Annotated in this window: 16 protein-coding genes; 10 read left to right on the top strand and 6 right to left on the bottom strand. The window is 63.5% G+C overall.

The features are described 5' to 3' along the window. Positions 1–5: 5 nt before the first annotated feature. From K0F85_RS07795 to K0F85_RS07785, 3 genes are all read right to left on the bottom strand, one after another. Positions 6–1,259, bottom strand: coding sequence for a cyanophycinase (locus K0F85_RS07795; RefSeq protein ID WP_219115468.1), 1,254 nt, complete (start codon positions 1,257–1,259; stop codon positions 6–8). Positions 1,260–1,413: 154 nt separating this feature from the next. Continuing rightward, on the bottom strand, positions 1,414–4,209 hold the full coding sequence (locus K0F85_RS07790; protein ID WP_219115467.1) for a TonB-dependent receptor: 2,796 nt from the start codon (positions 4,207–4,209) through the stop codon (positions 1,414–1,416). 42 nt (positions 4,210–4,251) lie between these two features. Then, entirely contained in the window at positions 4,252–5,244 is a 993-nt protein-coding gene (locus tag K0F85_RS07785) for a MurR/RpiR family transcriptional regulator (RefSeq protein WP_219115466.1), read from the bottom strand. A 202-nt stretch (positions 5,245–5,446) separates the two neighbouring features. Here K0F85_RS07785 and K0F85_RS07780 point away from each other — a divergent pair, with 202 nt between their 5' ends. Beyond that, positions 5,447–6,583, top strand: a complete 1,137-nt coding sequence (locus K0F85_RS07780; RefSeq protein WP_219115465.1) for a succinylglutamate desuccinylase/aspartoacylase family protein — start codon at positions 5,447–5,449, stop codon at positions 6,581–6,583. Positions 6,584–6,601: 18 nt separating this feature from the next. Then, on the top strand, positions 6,602–7,990 hold the full coding sequence (locus K0F85_RS07775) for a YfcC family protein (RefSeq protein ID WP_219115464.1): 1,389 nt from the start codon (positions 6,602–6,604) through the stop codon (positions 7,988–7,990). Positions 7,991–7,995: 5 nt separating this feature from the next. On the opposite strand, the gene K0F85_RS07770 is transcribed toward K0F85_RS07775, so the two are convergent. Further along, complete coding sequence (locus K0F85_RS07770) at positions 7,996–8,409, bottom strand: GNAT family N-acetyltransferase (protein ID WP_257572602.1); 414 nt, start codon at positions 8,407–8,409, stop codon at positions 7,996–7,998. Between the two features lie 176 nt (positions 8,410–8,585). Beyond that, on the bottom strand, positions 8,586–8,783 hold the full coding sequence (locus tag K0F85_RS07765; RefSeq protein WP_219115462.1) for a hypothetical protein: 198 nt from the start codon (positions 8,781–8,783) through the stop codon (positions 8,586–8,588). Between the two features lie 273 nt (positions 8,784–9,056). On the opposite strand from K0F85_RS07765, the gene argH reads away from it, so the two are divergent. Beyond that, a complete protein-coding gene (gene argH, locus K0F85_RS07760) occupies positions 9,057–10,454 on the top strand; it encodes an argininosuccinate lyase (RefSeq protein ID WP_219115461.1) in 1,398 nt (465 codons plus the stop codon). Between the two features lie 51 nt (positions 10,455–10,505). Here the strand turns inward: argH and K0F85_RS07755 are convergent, their stop codons facing one another. Beyond that, positions 10,506–11,162 (bottom strand): hypothetical protein, encoded by a 657-nt coding sequence (locus K0F85_RS07755; protein ID WP_219115460.1) that lies wholly within the window; start codon positions 11,160–11,162, stop codon positions 10,506–10,508. 670 nt (positions 11,163–11,832) lie between these two features. Here K0F85_RS07755 and K0F85_RS07750 point away from each other — a divergent pair. The 7 genes from K0F85_RS07750 to K0F85_RS07720 all read left to right on the top strand — a co-directional run bounded on the left by K0F85_RS07750 (position 11,833) and on the right by K0F85_RS07720 (position 19,976). Then, positions 11,833–14,364, top strand: a complete 2,532-nt coding sequence (locus K0F85_RS07750; RefSeq protein ID WP_219115459.1) for a M4 family metallopeptidase — start codon at positions 11,833–11,835, stop codon at positions 14,362–14,364. A gap of 258 nt (positions 14,365–14,622) precedes the next feature. After that, the gene (locus K0F85_RS07745; RefSeq protein ID WP_219115458.1) at positions 14,623–15,816 is read left to right on the top strand and encodes a type II secretion system F family protein; all 1,194 of its coding nucleotides are present in this window, start codon (positions 14,623–14,625) and stop codon (positions 15,814–15,816) included. A 10-nt stretch (positions 15,817–15,826) separates the two neighbouring features. After that, a complete protein-coding gene (locus tag K0F85_RS07740; protein WP_219115457.1) occupies positions 15,827–17,524 on the top strand; it encodes a GspE/PulE family protein in 1,698 nt (565 codons plus the stop codon). Continuing rightward, positions 17,511–18,299, top strand: a complete 789-nt coding sequence (locus K0F85_RS07735) for a hypothetical protein (protein ID WP_219115456.1) — start codon at positions 17,511–17,513, stop codon at positions 18,297–18,299. Before K0F85_RS07740 ends, K0F85_RS07735 begins: the two co-directional genes overlap by 14 nt. Continuing rightward, positions 18,290–18,832 carry a hypothetical protein gene (locus K0F85_RS07730; RefSeq protein ID WP_219115455.1) on the top strand — a complete coding sequence of 181 codons (543 nt, stop codon included), beginning with the start codon at positions 18,290–18,292 and terminating at the stop codon, positions 18,830–18,832. Before K0F85_RS07735 ends, K0F85_RS07730 begins: the two co-directional genes overlap by 10 nt. Further along, entirely contained in the window at positions 18,820–19,440 is a 621-nt protein-coding gene (pilO, locus tag K0F85_RS07725) for a type 4a pilus biogenesis protein PilO (RefSeq protein ID WP_219115454.1), read from the top strand. The genes K0F85_RS07730 and pilO overlap by 13 nt, the downstream gene beginning before the upstream one ends. After that, a complete protein-coding gene (locus tag K0F85_RS07720; RefSeq protein ID WP_219115453.1) occupies positions 19,437–19,976 on the top strand; it encodes a hypothetical protein in 540 nt (179 codons plus the stop codon). The genes pilO and K0F85_RS07720 overlap by 4 nt, the downstream gene beginning before the upstream one ends. Positions 19,977–19,993 lie beyond the last annotated feature (17 nt).

The raw sequence follows: 19,993 nt of genomic DNA, 5'->3' as shown, positions 1-19,993 counted from the left end.
GGCATTTACTTGTAGCGGTACAGCGGCTGGCGCAGCTGGATGGGGCGGATATCGAGACGCAGCTTCAGCACCGAATACGCTTCCGCCTCGGTCGAGCTATAACCGACGCTGTTGACGGTCTTGCTGAACCTGAACTCAAAACCCAGGTCAGGATACGGGTCGCGCGGGTTGCCGAAGGCGATGCCAATGGCTTCCTGCTGCGCGTTGTCGATCAAATTGCCCATCAGGTCGAGCACGGCGTTGTTGCCGAGGATATCGTTGGTAAACACGGGCTCGCGCATATCGGGCTGGTTCGGATCGAGCTTGTTGTCGGCCTTGTCCGGCGACGGCGTGAACACGCGCGTAACGAGGTTGAATTTGTCGCCCCGGTCCAGGTAGCTGATGGCGGCATTGCTGATATTGAAATTTTTCACGCCACGGTCGCTGATGGCGCCCGACAGGTCGATCAGCAAGGCACCGCTGTAGCCGATGATTTCCACGTCGCGCATGGCGTCGACCACCATGGCGCTGTTTTCATCGATGCCCAGTCCCAGGTGATAGCCTTTTTTCAGCATCACGGGAATCATGCGCGCAAAGCGCCCGCGCACCAGCAAATGCTGGTCGACGAAGACATCGCTGCCGATGAAGCCCAGTCCTGGCGCGATTTCACGGCCATCCGTCACGCCCATCTTGAGCATGTCGAGCACGGGCTTGGCGTCGTAGAACATGGTGGTGCTCATGATGGCCGCGCCGGCGCTGGAACCGGCGATCACGCCGCCATTGCGGTAGACCGACCAGATCGCTTCCAGGGCGGCCGTGCGGCTGCCGTCCGGGCGCAGCAAGGCTTGCGTGATGCGTCCCTGGTCGCCGCCGGCAAAATAAATACCGCTGGCCGACTTGATCTGCGTGACGATGGCCGGGTCTTCGGCGGCCTTGCGGTAATCTCTGTTCGGCAGCTTGACGGCCAGCGGCACGAAAAAGGCATCGGCGCCATATTGGTTAAGTTTCTTGATGATGCTTTCGCCCGATTTTTCCGGGTTCATCGCGGCCGAGGCCAGCACGGCGATGCGCGCGCCTGGCCCGCCCGCCAACTTGACGATGCGCTGCCAGACTTCGGCATTGTCGGCGCGCAAGCCGCCGCCGATGATGACTAGCGTTCCCTGCGGCGCGCTGCCGATGGCACTGCCGCTGGGCGCCGCCACGGCATGAACGCTGCACAATGCCAGCACGAACAGCAGCGCGGCGCGGAAGGTGTGATACAGGCTTGCGGATGATTTCATGGTGCCTTTCTAATACAAGGAAAGTGGCGCACACTTGTTAATACAGGCATGCGCCCTTGCTGCCAAAACTGCTGCTTGCAACCCGACGCCATCGAACTACGATACTACCCGCTGCGTGTGACAGCGGCATTGCGGCATCTCCTGCTTTGCCTCTCTATTTGAAACTGTAATTGGCGCTGGCATAGAAGCGCCGGCCGCGCGGGTCCGTGTAGGTCGGGTCATAGCCGGAGAGGAAAAAGTACGCCTGGTTCGAATACGGAGGACTGGTATTGAACAGATTCTGTATGCCCGCGCGCAGCTTGAACTGCTTGCTGACGGCATACGCGCCCGACATGTCCCACAGCGTATACGCCTTCACCCGGTTCGGCTTGACGACGCTGCCATCGTCCGTGTTGATGGCCGAATTCTGGTCTTCGTAGCCGCTCGAATAGGTGTTCGACAAGCTGGCCGAATACGGACCACTGTCCCAGTCGAGGGTGATCGTATGGCGCCAGCGCTGCACCACGCCGTCCGTGACGAATTTATTCAAGTTACTGATAAAGTCGTCGCCGGGGCTGGTCTGGATTTTCGAATCGAGCACATAGGTGCCGCTCAGGTGGCCGCCGAAACGTCCCCAGGCCGTTTTTACACCATGCAGGTCGGCCGTCAGGTCGATGCCTGTAGCCTTTTGCGCGCCGCGGTTCTCCTTGCGCAGTTCGATGTAGTCGATTTCATTTTTCTTGTTACGGTGCACCAGGTCGCCATACTTGGCCAGGTTCCCGAGGATGATGTCGTCGCCGATTTCGCTGATCAGGTCTGTGCGCTTGATGTTCCAATAGTCGGCACTGAAGGTCCAGTGCTGGTCCGGTTCGAGTACCAGGCCGGCCGTGAACTGGCGGCTGCGTTCGGGTTTCAGCTTGTCGTTGCTGTAGCGACGCGTATCCCAATTGTCGGCACAGACGGAGTAATCATTATTCTCGCTCGCGCAATACACGGGATCAGGTAGCGTGGCCGTACTGCTGTAGGCAGTGGGCCGGTGCAAGTCAGACATCGATGGCGCGCGAAAGCCCTTGCCGGCCGAGGCGCGCAACAGCACCTGCTTGCTGGGCATATAGGTCAGCCCGATCTTCGGACTGAGTGCACCGCCCACCTGCTGGTAGTGGTCATAGCGGCCAGACAGCTGCGCCTGCCACTGCTTGGTAAACGGCAGCAGCAATTCGCTGTAGATGGCTTGCACATTGCGACTGTCACTGGTGGCCACGCCACCTTCGGGCGCCGCGTCGTTGTTGATGTTGTCGCTCATCAACAACGCCGACGGACGGAACTCGGTGCGTTCACGGCGCACTTCGCCGCCCACAGCCAGCGCCAGGTCGCCGCCACCCAAAGGCATCAATGCGCGCGAAGCCTTGAAGTCAAGCGCATCCATGGTGCCGCGCGCATGCCGTACTTCGTCATTGACCTGGATGCTGTCGAGCAGCGCGCGGCCCTTCGCGCTCGATGCGCCAAACGGGTTGATATCGCCGGAGGCGATGCCTTCCAATAGCTTGTCGTACAGGACATAACCATGCGTATCGCGGTCCTTCACGACATTGACGCTGTGATTCAAGCCCACGTCGTAATCCCAGCCGGCGAGCGTGCCGCTGGCGCCCACCACGATGCGCTGGCTCTCGCTGGTCAACTCACTTGTACGCATGCCCGCCTCGTTAAGGCGCATGCGCAGTTCCAATTCGCGCGCAGTCGGATTACCGTCTTCGTCGACGATGCTATCGAGCCCGGTATTGGCCAGTTGCGGGACCTTGCTGTAATCGAGATAGCCGATCACGCGCGCCGACGAGCCCACGTAATAGCTGCGCGAGCGGCTCAGCGCCACTTCCGCGTACAGTTGGTGATCGTTATTCAGTTTCAGTACGCCGCGCGTGAGCAAGTTCTGCTTGTCCGTCTTCGGATACAGCTCCGTGTCGCCCATGTAATCGTAGGTACAGGCATCGATGCCACCCGTTCCGGCCGGCAGGTACAGGTTAGCCGGCGGCGCGCAGTTCGGGATCGACAGATTGATCTGGCGGTTGCTAATCGGCTTGCCATTAAGCAGGAAGCCATTGTCCTGCAAATAATCGCGCTGCTCCCCCGACAGGCGGATATTCGCCGGGCTGGTAAAGCTCGACAGCAAATGCCCCAGGCGCTGCGGAACCTGCAGGTTCGGAATGAACTTGCGCTGCGAGGAGCTCAGGCGGTCGGTTTTTTGCAGGTCGACCACGGCAAAGATATTGTAGCCATCCGCCGCCAGGTCGCCCGTGCCGGCCGTGATGCTGGCCGTGCGCTTGCCGGCGCCGCCTTCCTGGGTGCCGCTGCCGTATGCATTCAGCTCCACGCCCTGGTAATCCTTGCGCGTAATAAAATTGATGACGCCGCCGATGGCGTCCGTGCCATACAGGGCCGAGGCGCCGTCGAGCAGCACTTCCACGCGCTGCAGGGCGGCGGCAGGAATATTATTCAGGTCCACGCCCGCATCGTCGCCGGGCGAGGCAAAGTTGGCCATGCGCCGGCCATTGAGCAGTACCAGCGTGGACGAAGTGCCTACGCCGCGCAAGTTGGCGCTGTTGAAGCCGCGCTGGTCGCCGCCCACGTTGATGCTGGCGCCATCGGTCAGGCCGCCCACGTTGGCCGACACGCGCGCCATCAGCTCGGCCGCCGTCGTCACGCCCGCCTTCTCGATATCGGCGCGCGTGATGACCTGCACCGGCAGCGCCGTCTCCGATTCCAGCCGTTTGATGGCCGAGCCCGTGATTTCCACGCGCTGCATTTTTTTCGGCGCCGGTTCCACGTCCACTGCCTGCTCCTGCGCCTGCGCGGCGCTGGCCAGCATGCCCAGCGCCGCCGACACGCTCAAGGCCCCCAGTGCCAGGCGCACTGCATGCGCCAGCGCCGGCTCGCGTGGCAGTGCGTAACTGCCGTCTTGTTTTTCTGCTTGCATGCAAACTCTCCCAGATGGCGTTAGCCCTGATTTTTATAATGACTACGGCACTGCCTTGCGCTGCTTTACTGCTGTTTTCCGGGGTCCCTGCACGCCATGCTCGCCGCCGTACAGATAGGCGGCGATGACTTCGCTCAGGCGGGCTGCTTTTTCAACGTTCTTCTTGTTCGACACCATCAGCGCCACGGCCAGCGCCTCGATCATGGCCAGCGCCGTGCTGGCGCTGCTGGGCAGGACGGGATGGGTGCTTTGCGCATACAGCGCGTGGTCGGCCAGTTCGGCCAGGGGCGAGGCGGGCGAGTCGGTGAGCGCCACGATGCAGGCGCCGCGGTCGCGCGCGAAGCTGGCCAGGCCGATGCAATCGAGCGTATAACGGGGAAACGAGATCACCACCAGCACGTCCTGCGCCGTCAGGTTGACCAGGTGCCCAGCCGCCACTTCGGAACCGCCGATGCCGACCACTTCCACCACATGCGGGCAAAACGGCTGCAGATGCTGCACCAGCATGCCTGCCAGGTTGGCCGACAGGCCAAAACCCATCACATACACGACCTTGGCGCGCGTCAGACGCCGCACCACGGCCTGCATGGCTGGGGGCGACAGGGCATCAGACGTGGCGGCGATGTTCGCGGCCGCATATTCAAGGCTTTCCGTGATGGGCGAGGTGGCACGCGCGCGCCGCTCTATCGTGCGGCGCAATTTGTCGACTGGCTGCAACAGCGATTGCAGGGTTTCGGCCATGGCGCCGCGCATGGCCGAATAATTCTTCTGCCCGATGTCACGCGCGAAGCGGCTGATGGTGGCCGTCGATACCTGGCAGCTGTCGGCCAGTTCCTCGATGCCCAGGGCCGTCACGCGCATCTGGTTGCGCAGCAGGTAATCGGCGATCTGCCGCTGCGAGGCCGAGCCGCTGGCCAGCACGTGCATCAGCGCCTGCCCCAGTGGCGATTGCGCGAAGGCGGCATCGGGCGACGACAGCGCGGCGGCCACTGGCGTGCGGGAGCTGTTACGGGCAGGACTGGCGGATGATTTCATATCACTGGCGGCCTGTATTCTTGTGTATGGCGGATGACGGATAAAAAGGCGAAAACGGGTCGCTGGAACTTACTCTACTCATATCAAAAAGAAAACTCAACAAATATTTGTAAAAGGATTTTCATTGATTTACTTCGTGAAAATAATGCTACATAATCGACCGAAATCCATCAACCGCGCCCCGTTTTGGGGCGAATTCACCATGCGAGTACAACAGCATCCCATCTCCACTGCGCACGCCAGCGTAGCGTGCCAGTTGAGCAGCTTCCACTTCGGCGCGGCAGCAGCCAACAGCCGCAGCGGCAAGAAGGTATACATCCAGGCGGCGCTGCATGCGGATGAGGTGCCGGGCATGCTGGTATCGCAGTTCCTGCGCCGCGAACTGCTGGCGCTGGAAGCGGCGGGCAAGGTGCATGGCGAAATCATCCTGGTACCGGCCGCCAATCCGATCGGCCTGGCGCAAGCCATCCATGGCGCGCCGTTCGGCCGCTTCGACCTGACCACCGGCATCAACTTCAACCGCGCCTACCGCCATGTGGCCGATGAACTCAAAACCACGCTCGCTGGCCAGCTGGGACAGGATGCGCAAGCCAACGTGGCGCTGATACGCCAGCACGCGCGCACCGCCGTCGCCGCCTGGCGCCCGGCCACGGATGCGGAGACGCTGAAGAAAACCCTGCTCGGCATGGCCATCGACGCCGACATCGTGCTCGACCTGCATTGCGATAACGAGGCGGCCCTGCACATTTACACAGGCACGCCGCTGGCGGCGCAGATCGCGCCCCTGTCCGCGCTCTTGGGCGCGCGCGCCGTGCTGCTGGAACTGGCTGCCGGCGAAGAGCCGTTCGACGAAGCCTGCAGCCGATTGTGGTGGGACCTCGACGCGCACTTCCAGGGACGCTATCCGATTCCTGCCGCCTGCCTGTCGACCACCGTCGAATTGCGCGGCGAAGTGGAAGTGAGCTACACCCTGGCCGAACGCGACGCCACCGCCCTGCTGCGCTTTCTCGCCATCGAGGGCGTGCTGGAGATAGCCGGCGCCGGCGACGACCTGCCAGCGCCGCAATGTCAGCCAACGCCGCTGGCCGGGGTGGAACCGATCCTCGCGCCGCATCACGGCGTCCTCGTCTACCTGCGCGAAATGGGCGAGGTGCTGGCCGCCGGCGACGCAGTGGCCGATTTGATCGACCCCGTCAGCGGCGAGACGACGACCTTGCGCTGCACGGTCGCCGGCGTTTTTTTTGCGCGCAGCGCCCACCGCCACGTCCTGCGCGGAATGAACGTCGGCAAGGTTGCCGGCGCCGTCGCCTTCCGTGGCGGCAGCCTGCTGAGCCAATAAGTGACCCTAAACAGCGCCATGAGAAAATTCAAGCTCCCCAATACCTTCGTCCTGCTGTGCGCCATCCTGGCCATGATCGCCCTGGCCACCTGGCTGGTACCGGGCGGGAAATTCGACACCCAACTGGTGAACGGCAAGCAGCTGATCATCCCCGGTACGTTTCACTATGTCGACAACAAGCCGCAGGGCCTGGCCGCCTTGATGATGGCGCCCATCAAGGGCTTCGTCGACGCCAGCCTGATCATCGGCTTCGTGCTGATCGTCGGCGGCGCCTTCGCCGTGCTGCAAAAAACGGAAGCCTTCGATTCCCTGATCAAGGCCATCGCCAAGGCGCATACCAGTTCGCGCTTCGTGCGCGCCGCCATCATTCCTGTCTTCTTCACCATGTTCTCGCTCGGCGGCGCCACTTTCGGCATGAACGAGGAAGCCATTCCCTTCATCCTCATCTTCGTGCCGCTGGCGCTGGCCCTGGGCTATGACACCATCACGGGCGTGTCGATTCCCTTCATCGGCTCGCAGGTGGGCTTTTCCGCCGCCTTCCTGAACCCGTTCAACGTCGGCATCGCGCAGGGCATCGCCGGCGTGCCGATCTTTTCCGGCATCGGCTACCGCCTGATCGTGTGGGCCATCGCCACGGCGGTCAGCATCGTGTTTTTGATGTGGTACGCGGCGCGCATCAAGCGCCATCCGGAAAAAAGCCCGACCTATCTGCTCGACATCGAAAAGCGCAGCGAGCACTCGATGGACCTGGACAGCTTTGCCGGCATGACGCGCACGCACCGCGCCGTGCTGTGGATTTTCATGGCAACCTTGCTGACGATGGTCGTCGGCGTCGTCAGGTACGACTGGTTCATCGATGAAATCGCCGCCCTGTTCCTGGTGATGGCCATCGTCGTCGGCCTGGTCGGCCGGCTCGACATGGACAGCCTGGTGGCCGCTTTTGTGCAGGGCGCGCGCGACATGGTCAGTGTGGCGCTGGTCATCGCGCTGGCACGCGGCACCATGATCCTGGCGCGCGACGCGCAGATCATCGACACCATGCTGCATGCGCTCACGCCCCTGGTGGCCTCGTCAAGCCCCGTCTTTGCCGCGCAAAAGATGTTCTTCATGCAGTCGGTGATCAATTTCTTCATCCACTCGGGCAGCGGCCAGGCGGCTCTCACCATGCCCATCATGGCGCCGCTGGCCGATCTGGTGGGCGTCACGCGCCAGACCGCCATCCTGGCCTTCCAGTTCGGCGAATTCACCACGCCGATGATCCCCACTTCCGGCATCACCGTTGGCGTGCTGGCGCTGGCGCGCGTGCCCTGGATTACGTGGGCCAAGTGGATGATCCCGCTGCAGCTGATTTACCTGGCGCTGGCGCTGCTGCTGCTGATTCCCCCCTGCCTGATGCACTGGCAGTAAGCCAGTCAGCGCTGGTAGATGTCCCGCACATACCGCTCCATCAGCGCCTCCGGCCTGATGGGCGGCGTAAAACCGTAGTCCGCATACAAGCCATGCGCCGTGCTGGTGGCCAGCATGAAACGGCGCAAGCCCTGCAGGTCGGGGTGTGCCATCACGGCCTCCATCAGGCGCCTGCTGTAGCCGCAGCCGCGGAACTCTTCCAGTACATACACGTCGACCAGATAGGCGAACGTGGCGTAGTCGCTGACCACCCGGGCGAAAGCCACCTGGCGGCCGTCAAGCGTACCGCCGAAGCACAGAGAATGGTCGATGGCGCGCTGCACGGTGGCCAGCGGGATGCCGATGGCCCATGTCGATTGCGTGCTGAGAAAATGGTGGATGGCCGGAACGTCGAGTTCCGCCTTGTCGGTACTGATCATCAGCGCTGGCATTGTGCAGACCCTGCTATCGTTGAAAACACGATCATCGGTCTTTTTCCCGCTGCTGTCACCAGGGCTGGAAAGAAGCGGGGGCGCCACCCGTCCTGACTGTCCATGATGCGGTACTGCTGTTTGCTGTGAATATCTTGCGTACTGCCTGCATTGCATGGCCGCGCTTAAAGTGCGGCTTTTTCTTCCGCGCTCAAACGCTTGGCGCTGACGTACACGGTGTGCATGGTGGCTTGATCGGCGCTGGCGACGATGGGTGCTGGCGCGGCGCGGAACTTCGGTACGGCGGCGGTGGCCAGGCTGGTGGCGGCGGCGATGGCGATGATGGCAACGAAGATGGCTTCCATGTTTTTAGCGATGTTCATGATATTTTCCTTGAGGTTGAGGGGCGTTGCTGTTTGTCCTGCGATGATTGAACTGTAGGCCGATCACCCCTGAACTGCCATCGGATTGCGACAAAACGCATGATTTGCGGGACAGAATACAAAAAGCCCGGATGGAACGCGCAATACCGCCCTGGCCTGCCATTTGACGCTTGCCAGCCCCATTCCTGGCCATTTCAGCGCCCTGCACGCCCCTAAAAGCCCTACCGCAAGCCAACCTTGTTTATAATCGCCCTACACTAAAGGACTTCTTTCATGACTGATCAATTCTCCAAAAAGGGCGAAGCCTGGTCGGCCCGGTTTTCCGAACCGGTCTCGGACCTCGTCAAGCGCTACACAGCTTCTGTATTTTTTGACAAGCGCCTGGCGCTGTTCGACATCGAAGGTTCGCTGGCCCATGCGGAAATGCTGCATGCGCAAGCCATCATCAGCCCGGCCGACTACGCGGAAATCGTGCGCGGCATGGCGCAAATCTCGCAGGAAATCGCCGCCGGCCAGTTTGAATGGCTGCTGGACCTGGAAGATGTCCACCTGAATATCGAAAAACGCCTGACCGAACTGGTAGGCGATGCGGGCAAGCGCTTGCACACCGGCCGTTCGCGCAACGACCAGGTGGCCACCGACATCCGCCTGTACGTGCGCTCCGCCATCGACGACATCACCGCTCTGCTGGCGACGTTCCGCAGCGCCCTGACGGACCTGGCCGAGCAGCATGCCGACACCATCATGCCGGGCTTTACCCACATGCAGGTGGCCCAGCCGATCACCTTCGGCCACCACATGCTGGCGTATGTTGAAATGTTCGGCCGCGACGCCGAGCGCATGGCCGACTGCCGCAAGCGCGTGAACCGCCTGCCGTTGGGCGCCGCCGCCCTGGCCGGCACCACCTTCCCCATCGACCGCCTGCGCGTGGCCAAGACCCTGGGCTTCGACGACGTGTGCCACAACTCGCTCGACGCCGTCTCGGACCGCGACTTCGCCATCGAATTTTGCGCCGCCGCCGCCGTGCTGATGATGCACGTGTCGCGCATGGCCGAAGAACTGGTGATCTGGATGAGCCCACGCATCGGCTTCATCGACATCGCCGACCGCTTCTGCACCGGCTCGTCGATCATGCCGCAAAAGAAAAACCCGGACGTGCCGGAACTGGCGCGTGGCAAGACGGGCCGTGTGTATGGCCACCTGATCGGCTTGCTGACCCTGATGAAAGGCCAGCCGCTGGCCTACAACAAGGACAACCAGGAAGACAAGGAACCGCTGTTCGACACCGTCGACACCGTCATCGACACCCTGCGCATCTTCGCCGACATGGCCGGCGGCATCACGGTGAAACCGGAAGCGATGCGCGCGGCAGCCCTGCAGGGTTATGCCACGGCAACCGACCTGGCCGACTACCTGGTCAAAAAGGGCTTGCCGTTCCGCGACGCCCATGAGGCGGTGGCCCTGGCCGTGCGCGCCTGCGTCGACGCCGGTTGCGACCTGGCCGACCTGTCGTTGGAACAGCTGCGCGCCTTCTCGCCCCTAACCGGCGAAGACGTATTTGAAGTGCTGACCCTGGAAGGCTCGGTCGCCGCGCGCGACCACGTGGGCGGCACCGCGCCACGCCAGGTACGCGCCGCGATCGCCCGCGTGCGTACGCAGCTGGAAAAATAAACGGACTGCTTCCCGCCTGCGCCCCGCTGCATCGCTGCAGCGGGGCGTTTTTCATTGGGCGACGATTTTCGACAGCACGGCAAAAGCGGCCCCCGTCTGCGACGCTTCCAGCAGCAAGGTCAGCTCCGTGTACGTGCAAATGATGTTGATCAGGTTGATACGTTCCCAGGCCAGGCGCTTGAGGATGGCGTGATACACGCCCGGCGTATAACAGGTTTCGGGCGCCAGGTGCAGGGTCACGGCCGTCACCCGCTCCAGGCGCGCCAGTTCCTGCTCGCTGCCAAAGACCTCTTCCACCAGCGCGTGCAGGCTGCGGCTGCAGATCACCATCACTTCGTTGACGCCGCGCGTGACCGTGATGAAGGTGCCGCGCTGAGGCGCTGCCAGCGCCAGCAACTGGCGCTGGCAGGCATACGTCTGGTCGGAATAGCGGTAGGTAAAAATCATCAGCTCGCTGCGCGTGCTCAATTCTCCCGCACGGTGCACCAGCACGATCTCGCCGCTTTTCTGCAACGGCATCCGTTCGGCCAGCCGGCGCAGCGCCATCACCACGGCGGCCTGCCCCACTGGTTTCCATAAGTCGCTCTGCAATTGCGGCTGCAGCTGACGCGCCACTTCCGACAGGTTAAGCAAGCCCCGGCCCAATCCCTCGCTGAGAAAGGCCGATTCCATCACGATCTGTTCCACTTTGGTCGCTATCGAAAGCATAGTTCCTCGGGCCGGTGATTCCGGTGCACGCACCAGTAGCCGGCACCCCTTCCTGAAAAAAGGATGCACTGCGCCATCGGCCGCGCCGGGCGGCGTGGCCGGACTCACTGAAAAGCCCCCTTGCGGGGGATGGGCCGGGTAGCGGCAGCTAGGATGGCGGACGCAGCGTGATGGCCGCTGCAGAGTGGAAATGGCTGAAACCAACAGCAGAAAACAGAACTGATGTCATGTGAAACTCCCGATTTTTTTCCCGATGCGCTGTATCTGGACGCGGTCATTGCCGCGTGCGCTTTTTTGTCTTCGCTTAGTCCGCTGGGGACAAGGCGAAAAGCTAGTGTAGATCGCAACATTCAGAAAAGGCAACAGTGTTTTTCCAACAGAACACGCCATTTGGGGAAGTAGTCCAAAACAAAAGTTGCAGCTTGTGGCAAATCAAACTTTCCGCTGATGCAAGGTCGGTAAATGTTCAATTCTTAACAAAAATTCGCGTCGTGACCTATTTCTTGATTTTTTTGACATGGCGATCTCGACAAGTTTAGTGTCCCCCTACCCGACATCATGCCACCACAAGACGGCAGGCTATCCGCCCGCCGCCAGGCACGCCGGGATGGCCATCAGGCATTGCGGCCAGCTCATTCACCATTTCCTTAACCGATACCATGGAGCAGAAATGAATTTACGTTTGACGATAGTTGCCGCATCCATCGCCGCCCTGCCGCTGATGGCCACCACGGCAGAGGCCGCCACGCCGCTGCCACAGACCCTGATGGCTGCCCCGGTCACCCAGGCCTCTCCACAAGAGAACGCCAACCTGGTCAACAAGCTGGCCGCGCAAGCGCGCAACCGTGGCCTCAATACCGAACATGGCTTTGCCGTCGGCGCCCAGCATCCGGGCGTCAGCGGCACCCGCGTGAGCCGCGTACAGCACACCTACAAGGGCTTGCCCGTCTTCGGTTCCGAGACAGTAGTGGTCAGCAACAGCGCCGGCGACATCGTCAGTGTATCGGTGTCGGACCGCGCGTCCGGCCTCGGTAGCGGCGGCGTCAATACCGTCACCCGCAGCGCCACCACCGATATCGACACCACGCCGGCCATCAGCGCCGCCGCCGCCATCGCTGCCGCCGTGAAAAGCATCGGCGTGCCGGCCGTCGACCACGTGCCGCCACATGCGCAACTACTGATCTACCCCGTGATGAAAACGGTGCGCGTGGCAGGCGCCGAGAACAAGTCGGAAGCCGCGCTGAACGCCCTCGACCTAGAGGACGTGGTCGACCACTACGAGCTGGCCTATCTGGTGCAGACGCGCATGATCAGCGGCAATAAGCCCGTCTACTACGACACCGTCGTCAGCGCCAAAGATGGCCGCATCCTGCGTCAATGGAAAGCCCTGAAAACCGTGGCAGGCATCGGCAACAGCCAGTACAACGGCCAGGTACCGCTCAACACCACGCTCACGGGCAGCACCTACACCATGAAGGACCCCAGCCGCGGCACGGGTGGCAGTTTCGGCGGCATGGCCATCACGAATGCCAACCACGGCACCAGCTCGGGCAGCGTGTACAGCAACACCAGCAATACCTGGGGCGACGGCCAGCAGTACATCAACGGCGGCAGCACCACCAACGCCAACGGCCAGACGGCGGCCGTGAACGCGATGTGGGGCTTGATGAACACCTACGACACGCACAAAAATGTGCTGGGCTGGTCCAGCCTGGACGGCAACAACACGGCCACCCACATCGCCGCCCACGTCAACACGGCCTACGACAACGCCTATTACGACAGCAGCTGCAAGTGCATGTACATCGGCGACGGCGGCAGCTCGTTCAACAACCTCGGTTCCATCGACGTGATCGGCCATGAAATGGGCCACGGCATCACGGACGCTACCTCTGGCCTGATCTACTCGCAGGAGTCGGGTGGCTTGAACGAATCGAGCTCGGACATCGCCGGTGAAATGGTGGAGGCGTATGCGCGCGCCGGCGGCACGGGCACCAGCATCCCCAACACGGGCAACGATTGGATGACGGGCAAGGAAATCGCCAAGAATGGCCAGCCGCTGCGTTGGCTGTACAAGCCAAGCAAGGATGGCAGCAGCCCGAATGCATGGAGCAGCACCATCAAGAACCTCGACGTCCACTACAGCAGCGGCCCGAACAACCGCATGTTCTACTTCCTGTCGCAAGGCTCGAACTCCACGTCCAGCAGCGACTACTACAGCTCCTACCTGAACAAAAGCCCGCTGGCCATGACCGGCATCGGCAGCGACAAGGCTTACCGCATCTGGTTCAAGGCCGCCACCACCAAGTTCACCTCGTCGACCAACTATGCCGACGCGCGCAACAAGGTGCTGCTGGCCGCCGAAGAACTGTATGGCGTGGGCAGCGCCGAGGCTATCGCCGTCAAGCGCGCCTATGCAGCCATCAACGTGGGCGCCGACGTCGATGAAACGACCACGGGCGGCGCGGTGACCATCACCAGCCAGCCGGCCAGCATCAGCGTCGCACCGGGCGCCACCGCCTCGTTCGCCGTGGGCGCAGGTGGCGGCACGGCGCCGTACACCTACAAGTGGTACCGCAACGGCGCCGTGATCAGCGGCGCCACGTCACCCGCCTACAGTTTCACTGCCGCAGCGGCCGACAGCGGCGCCGTCTTCAAGGCGACGGTGACGGATTCCTCGTCGCCCGCCGTGACGGCCACGTCGAACAACGCCACTCTGACGGTCGGCACCAGCTCGGCCACCGAACGCGTGACGAACGGCGGCTTCGAGTCCGGCGCCACGGGCTGGAGCGGCACCACGGGCGCCATCGGCACCTTCACGGGCCAGACCGCGTACGAAGGCACGAAGTACGCCTGGCTGGGCGGCAATGGCACCACGGCCAGCGAATCGCTGACGCAAAGCGTGACCATTCCGGCTGCCGCCACCTCGGCCAGCTTGACCTTCGCGCTGCATATCGACACGGCGGAAACGGGCAATACCGTGTACGACAAGCTGGTCGTCAGCGTGAAGAACAGCGCCGGTACGGTGCTGGGCACCCTGGCCTCGTACTCGAACGTGAACAAGGCGGCCGGCTACCAGATCCGCAGCTTCGACCTGATCGCCTACAAGGGTCAGACCGTGCAGATCTCGTTTGCCGCGACCGAGGACGCCTCGCTGCAAACCTCGTTCGTGGTCGACAAGGTTAGCCTCATCACCCAGTAAGCGGCTCAGTGCGTGCAGGCATGAGTGGCTGCCTGCACGCACACGCAACACAACACAACACGATTGATTTTCTGGCAATTCCAGTCTACCCTGAGGCAGTGATTGCATCTTGCCTGCTGCCGGTACCCGCTACGAATTGAACTTTTTTGGATTGTTCCTGACCGATGCCTACCTCGACCTTGTCCGCACGCGCATTCCCCTCTACCGATCACCGCATTTTCACGCCCCTGGCCCTCATCATGCTCGCCTGAGCCGACGATGCAGTTCCACCTCCAGGTGCAGGGCCCGGCGGGCAGCCAGGCCCTGGCCATCGACGCCGCCAGCGAGGCCGAGGCGATCCGCGCGGCCGTGCGCGGCGGCTGGCGCGTGCTGGCCGTGGACGATGGCCCTGCGCAGGAGGCAGGCATCGCGCCGCGTCCCGGCAAGCAGGGCCTGCCCCTGCTGCAATTCAGCCAGGAATTGCTGGCCCTGCTCGAAGCGGGCCTGAACCTGGGCGAAGCCATGGCCACCCTGCACAACAAGGAAACGCGCCCGGGCGCCAGGGCCACCCTGGCTGCCATCGTGCTCACCTTGCAGCAAGGGCAGAGCTTTTCCGACACCCTGGCCAGTTTCCCCGACATCTTCCCCGACATTTACATCGCCACCGTGCACGCTGCCGAACGCTCGGGCAACCTGCCCGAGGCGCTGGCGCGCTTCGTCGCCTACCAGCTGCAATTCGACGCCATCCGCAAAAAACTCATTTCCGCCGCCATCTACCCGTGCATGCTGCTCGTCGTCGGCGGCCTGGTGACGCTGTTCCTGCTCGGCTACGTGGTGCCAAAATTCAGCGTCGTCTACGAAAGCTCGGGCCGCGAAATTCCCTGGATGTCGCAAATGCTGCTGGGCTTTGGACAGACCCTGGCCGCGCATCCGCTGCTGTGCGCCGGTGCGCTGGCCGCCGTGGTGGCTGCCGTGGTCTTTGGCATCGCCAATGCCGGTGCGCGCCAGGCCATGGTCTTGCGCCTCTTGCGCCTGCCCGTGCTGGCCGGGAAGGCGGCAGAATTTCGCCTGGCCCGCTTCTATCGCGCACTGAGCCTGCTGCTGCACGCGGGCATTCCGCTGCACAAGGCGCTGGCCATGGTCGGCCCCATGCTGCTGCCGGCGCAGCAGGAACAGCTGGCGCAGGCCCGCCGCGCGGTGCAGGAAGGCATGCCGTTTTCCACCGCGCTGGAACACGCCGGCATGGCCACGCCGGTGGCGCAATCGCTGCTGAAAGTGGGAGAAAACACGGGCCGCCTGGGCGACATGCTGGAACGTTCCGCCAAGTTCCACGACGAGGAATTCGCCCGCTGGGTGGATTGGGCGTCGCGCCTGCTCGAACCGCTGCTGATGACCATCATCGGCGTGGTGATCGGCGGCGTGGTGGTGCTGATGTACATGCCGATCTTTGAACTGGCCGGGAGCTTATCTTGAAGTTCATGTCATGAACGCACGCGACGAAGAACGCACCGTCCTCGATGCCGCCATGCTGCGCCGCGCCCACGCCAGCGCGCTGGAACAGGACCGCCCGCAGATGGCCGTGCTGCAGGAAACGGCGGCCCTGCCGCCCGAAGTCTTTTTGCGCCAGCTGGCCGCCCTGTTCCGCTACCCGGCGTGGACGATGGCCGAGCTGCAGGCCGCCTTGCCCGCCTTTGCTCTGCTGCCCTACACGGATTGCGCCCAGCGCGACTGCGTGCTGCTGCAGTCGGGCGCCCCCGGCGCGCCGCCCGTGCTCATCATCGGCAACCCGTTTGCCGAAGACCTGCTGCAGTGGGCCGACTTCGCCCTGTCCACGCCCTTCACGGTGGCGCTGGCGCACCCGGACGACCTGGCAGCCTATTTGCTGCAGCAGGAAAGCGTGCAGCAGGCGATGCAGGAAATGCAGCATGGGGATGACGTGCCGGGCCTCGACCAGAGCATCGAGGATATCTCGCTCATTCGCATCAGTGAAGACAGCAGCCCGGTGGTCAAACTGGTGAACTCCACCATCTACGACGCCCTGAAATTCCAGGCCAGCGATATCCACCTCGAATGCGACGTGGCCAGCCTGGTCATCAAATACCGCGTCGATGGCGTGCTGGTACAGGCGGGCCAGGTGCAGGGACTGGCGATGGCCGAGCAGATCATCTCGCGCATCAAGGTCATGGCCGACCTGGATATCGCCGAGCGCCGCATCCCGCAGGATGGCCGCTTCAAGGTGCGCGTGAAAGGGGCGGAGATCGATTTTCGCGTTTCCATCATGCCCAATATCTTTGGCGAGGACGCCGTGCTGCGCCTGCTGGACCGGCGCGCGCTGACGGAGGCGGCGCAGGCGCTGCGCCTGGAAAGCCTGGGCCTGAACGCGGACGCCATCGAGCAGATCCGCCGCCTGGCCGCCAAGCCGCACGGCATGCTGCTGGTGACAGGGCCCACCGGTTCCGGCAAGACCACCACCCTGTACGCGGCCATCACGGAAATCAATACGGGGCGCGACAAGATCGTCACCATCGAAGACCCCGTCGAATACCGGCTGCCGCGGGTGCTGCAGATCCCCGTCAACGAAAAGAAGGGACTGACGTTTGCGCGCGGCCTGCGTTCCATCCTGCGCCACGATCCCGACAAGATCATGATCGGCGAAATCCGCGATGACGAAACGGCGCAGATCGCCGTGCAAGCCGCGCTCACGGGCCACCTGGTGTTTACCACCGTGCACGCGAACAATGTCTTTGACGTGGTCGGCCGCTTCCTGCACATGGGCGTCGATGCCTACAGCTTTGCGGCCGCCCTGAACGGCATCGTGGCGCAGCGCCTGCTGCGCCTCAATTGTGCCCATTGCGCCGTCGACGCCAGCGCCGAGGTGCTGGCCGATGCGCAGCAGCTGCGCGACAGCGGCCTGACCCTGCACCAGGTACAGGACTGGCAATTCATGGCCGGCAAGGGCTGCGGCCATTGCCGCGGCACCGGCTACAAGGGCCGCAAGGCTGTCGCCGAGGTCTTGATGCTCAGCGACGCCATGCGCGAAATGATCTGCACGCGCGCGCCCCTGAGCCAGATGAAGGAAGAAGCGGCGCGCAACGGTTTTCTCCTGGCGCGCGACGCGGGCCTGGATCTGGTGCGACGCGGCGAAACCACTTTAGCGGAGCTCAATCGTGTCACTTATTGAACGCCTGGGCCGCGCCACCCTGTGCCTGCACCTGGCGCCGCACGGGCTGGACGGCGTGCTGCGCCGCGCCGGCCGCCCCGATGCCGCCAGCGCCTTCCACCTGCCCATTCTGAACCCCGACGCCAGCTGGGAAGTGGCGCTGGCCGCCCTGCGCGGCTGGCTCGAACAGGATGGCGGCAAAAAACTGCCACTGGCCGTCAGCCTGGCCAGCCGCTGGTGCGCCATGCTGATGGTGCCGTGGAGCGGCGCTCTGCTCGACCGGAGCAGCGCACAGCGCTTCCTGCATAGCCAGTTCGCTGCCGTCTACGGCGATGGCGCGCGCGCCTGGCGCCTGGCCACCGACGATGCGCCTTACGGCAAGCCGCGCCTGGCCTGCGGCATCGATGCGGCCCTGCTGCAAGGCGTGCAGGACGCTGCGGCCGCGCATGGCCGGCGCTGCCTGTCCATCGAACCCATCGTCGGGCCAGCCTGGCGCTGCATCGCTGGCGGCAAGCCCGCAGCCTTCGCCCTGGTGGAAGCGGGACGGCTGCTGCTGGCAACAACGGGCGCAGGACGCATCTCGGCCCTGCACAGCCAGTCTTGCGGCGCCGCCTGGGGCGAGGAACTGGATAGCGCGTGGCGGCGATGGAACTTGCGCGCGCCGCAGCTGGACGCCATCGAACAGGTGGCCCTGCTCGATTTGAGCGGCGTGGCGCAGAAGGATTTGCCGGAGCGCTTCCAGCCCCTCCCCGTGGCCAGCGCCGCCCACCTGATGCGGGAGGCCGCATGGGCCTGAGCCGCCTGGAATTGCTGCCGCCCGGAGCAAAGCAGACCTTCAAGGGCTGGCGCCTGGCTCTGTGCCTGGCGGGCGGCTTGATGCTGCTGCCAGCCGCCGTGTACTGGCTGGTGCAGCTGCAGGAAACACGGCGCCTGGAAGCGCAACTGGCGCAGCTGCAGCCAGCGCGCCCCGTGCGCGTTCCCCTTTCGGCAAGCCAGCAGCGTGAACGCGACCTCGAACTGAAACAGGTGGCCGCCGCCGTGCGCCAGCTTAACCTGCCCGTCACCCGCCTGGTCAGGACGGTGCAAGCGCCACGCGACGTGCGCATCGCCTTGCTGGGGCTGGACCTGAACGCGCAACAGGGACAGGCTGGCGCCAGCGTCCTGAAGATCGCCGCCGAAGCGGAAACGCCGCAGGACATGCTCAATTACCTGGCCTTCCTGAACCAGCAGCCCATGTTCAGCTCCGTGTATTTGCTCAAACACGAAATGAATGCGAATGCCCCCGAACATCCTTACCGTTTTCAACTGGAGGCGCAATGGCGGCAATAAAACCCGTGTTAACAACCAGCGCGCCCGTGGCCCGTCCACGCGTGCAATTGCGCCTGCCGCCGCGCCTGCAGTGGGAAGCGCAACGGTTGTGGCGTAGCCTGGGCTGGCCTTGCGCCATCGGTGCGGCCTACCTGGCGCTGGCCGCTTTCGCCATGCAGCAGGGCGATGCGCTGGCCGAACGCCAGCAGCAACTGACGGCGCACCTGGCCGCTGCGGCCAGGCAGGCGGCACTGCCGCCGGCGGCCGTCACGCTCGATGCCGATGCGGACAGCCTGGCCGCCTTTCACGCCTACCTGCCCGCGCATGACAGCATTCCGGAACAATTGAAGGCCTTGCTGGAGGTGGCGCAAAAGAGCGGCGTCACCCTGGCCAAGGCGGACTACAAGCCGCAGGAAGACGGCAATACGGCCTTTTTGCGCTACCAGATCACCCTGCCCGTACGCGCTGAATACGCGCAGCTGCAAGCCTTTATCGTCGACGCCCTGCAAGCGCTGCCCACCCTGACGCTCGACTCCGTGCTTTTCAAGCGCGAGCAGATCGAGGCGGGCGAGATCGACGCGCGCATCCAGTTCATCTTGCTGGTGAAAAAGGCGGAGGTGCGCCGATGAAAAAAGCCGTACTGGGCGGGGCCGCCGTGGCGACCTTGCTGGCCGCCCTCTTCGCGCCCGAAGACGAAGGCAGCATCGTCGGGCCGGCCACGGCCACGCCGCGCCAGGTGGAGCGTGTGGCGGTCGCGCCTCTCGCTACAGCCACTGTTGCTGCGCAAACCGATCGCGCCCTGGTCATCGAACCGCGTCGGGGTCTCGATGACGAGGAAGCGGCCACCCTGTTCGCCAAGCAAAGCTGGCAGCCGGAGACGCCGAAAAAGATCATGCTCGACCAGCAGGCAGCCCAGGCGGCACTCCCCGCTGCCCGCGTCGATGCGAACGCGCCACCGCCGCTGCCCTTTCAATTCCTCGGCCGCTTTGTCGATGAAGGCAAGGCGGCCTACTTCCTGCAGGTGGGCGAACGCAACGTGGTGGCGCGCCCTGGCGACACGCTCGAAGTGCGTTACCGCTTCGACGGCGTGGCGCAAGGCGCCCTGCAATTTACCTATCTGCCGCTCAACCTGAAACAGACACTCGCCGTAGGGGACCTCAATTGAAACGACGCGCCGCACGT

This window comes from Janthinobacterium sp. UMAB-56 (assembly GCF_900095265.1).
Lineage (GTDB): Bacteria > Pseudomonadota > Gammaproteobacteria > Burkholderiales > Burkholderiaceae_D > Janthinobacterium.
This window is presented reverse-complemented; position numbering and strand designations above follow the sequence as displayed.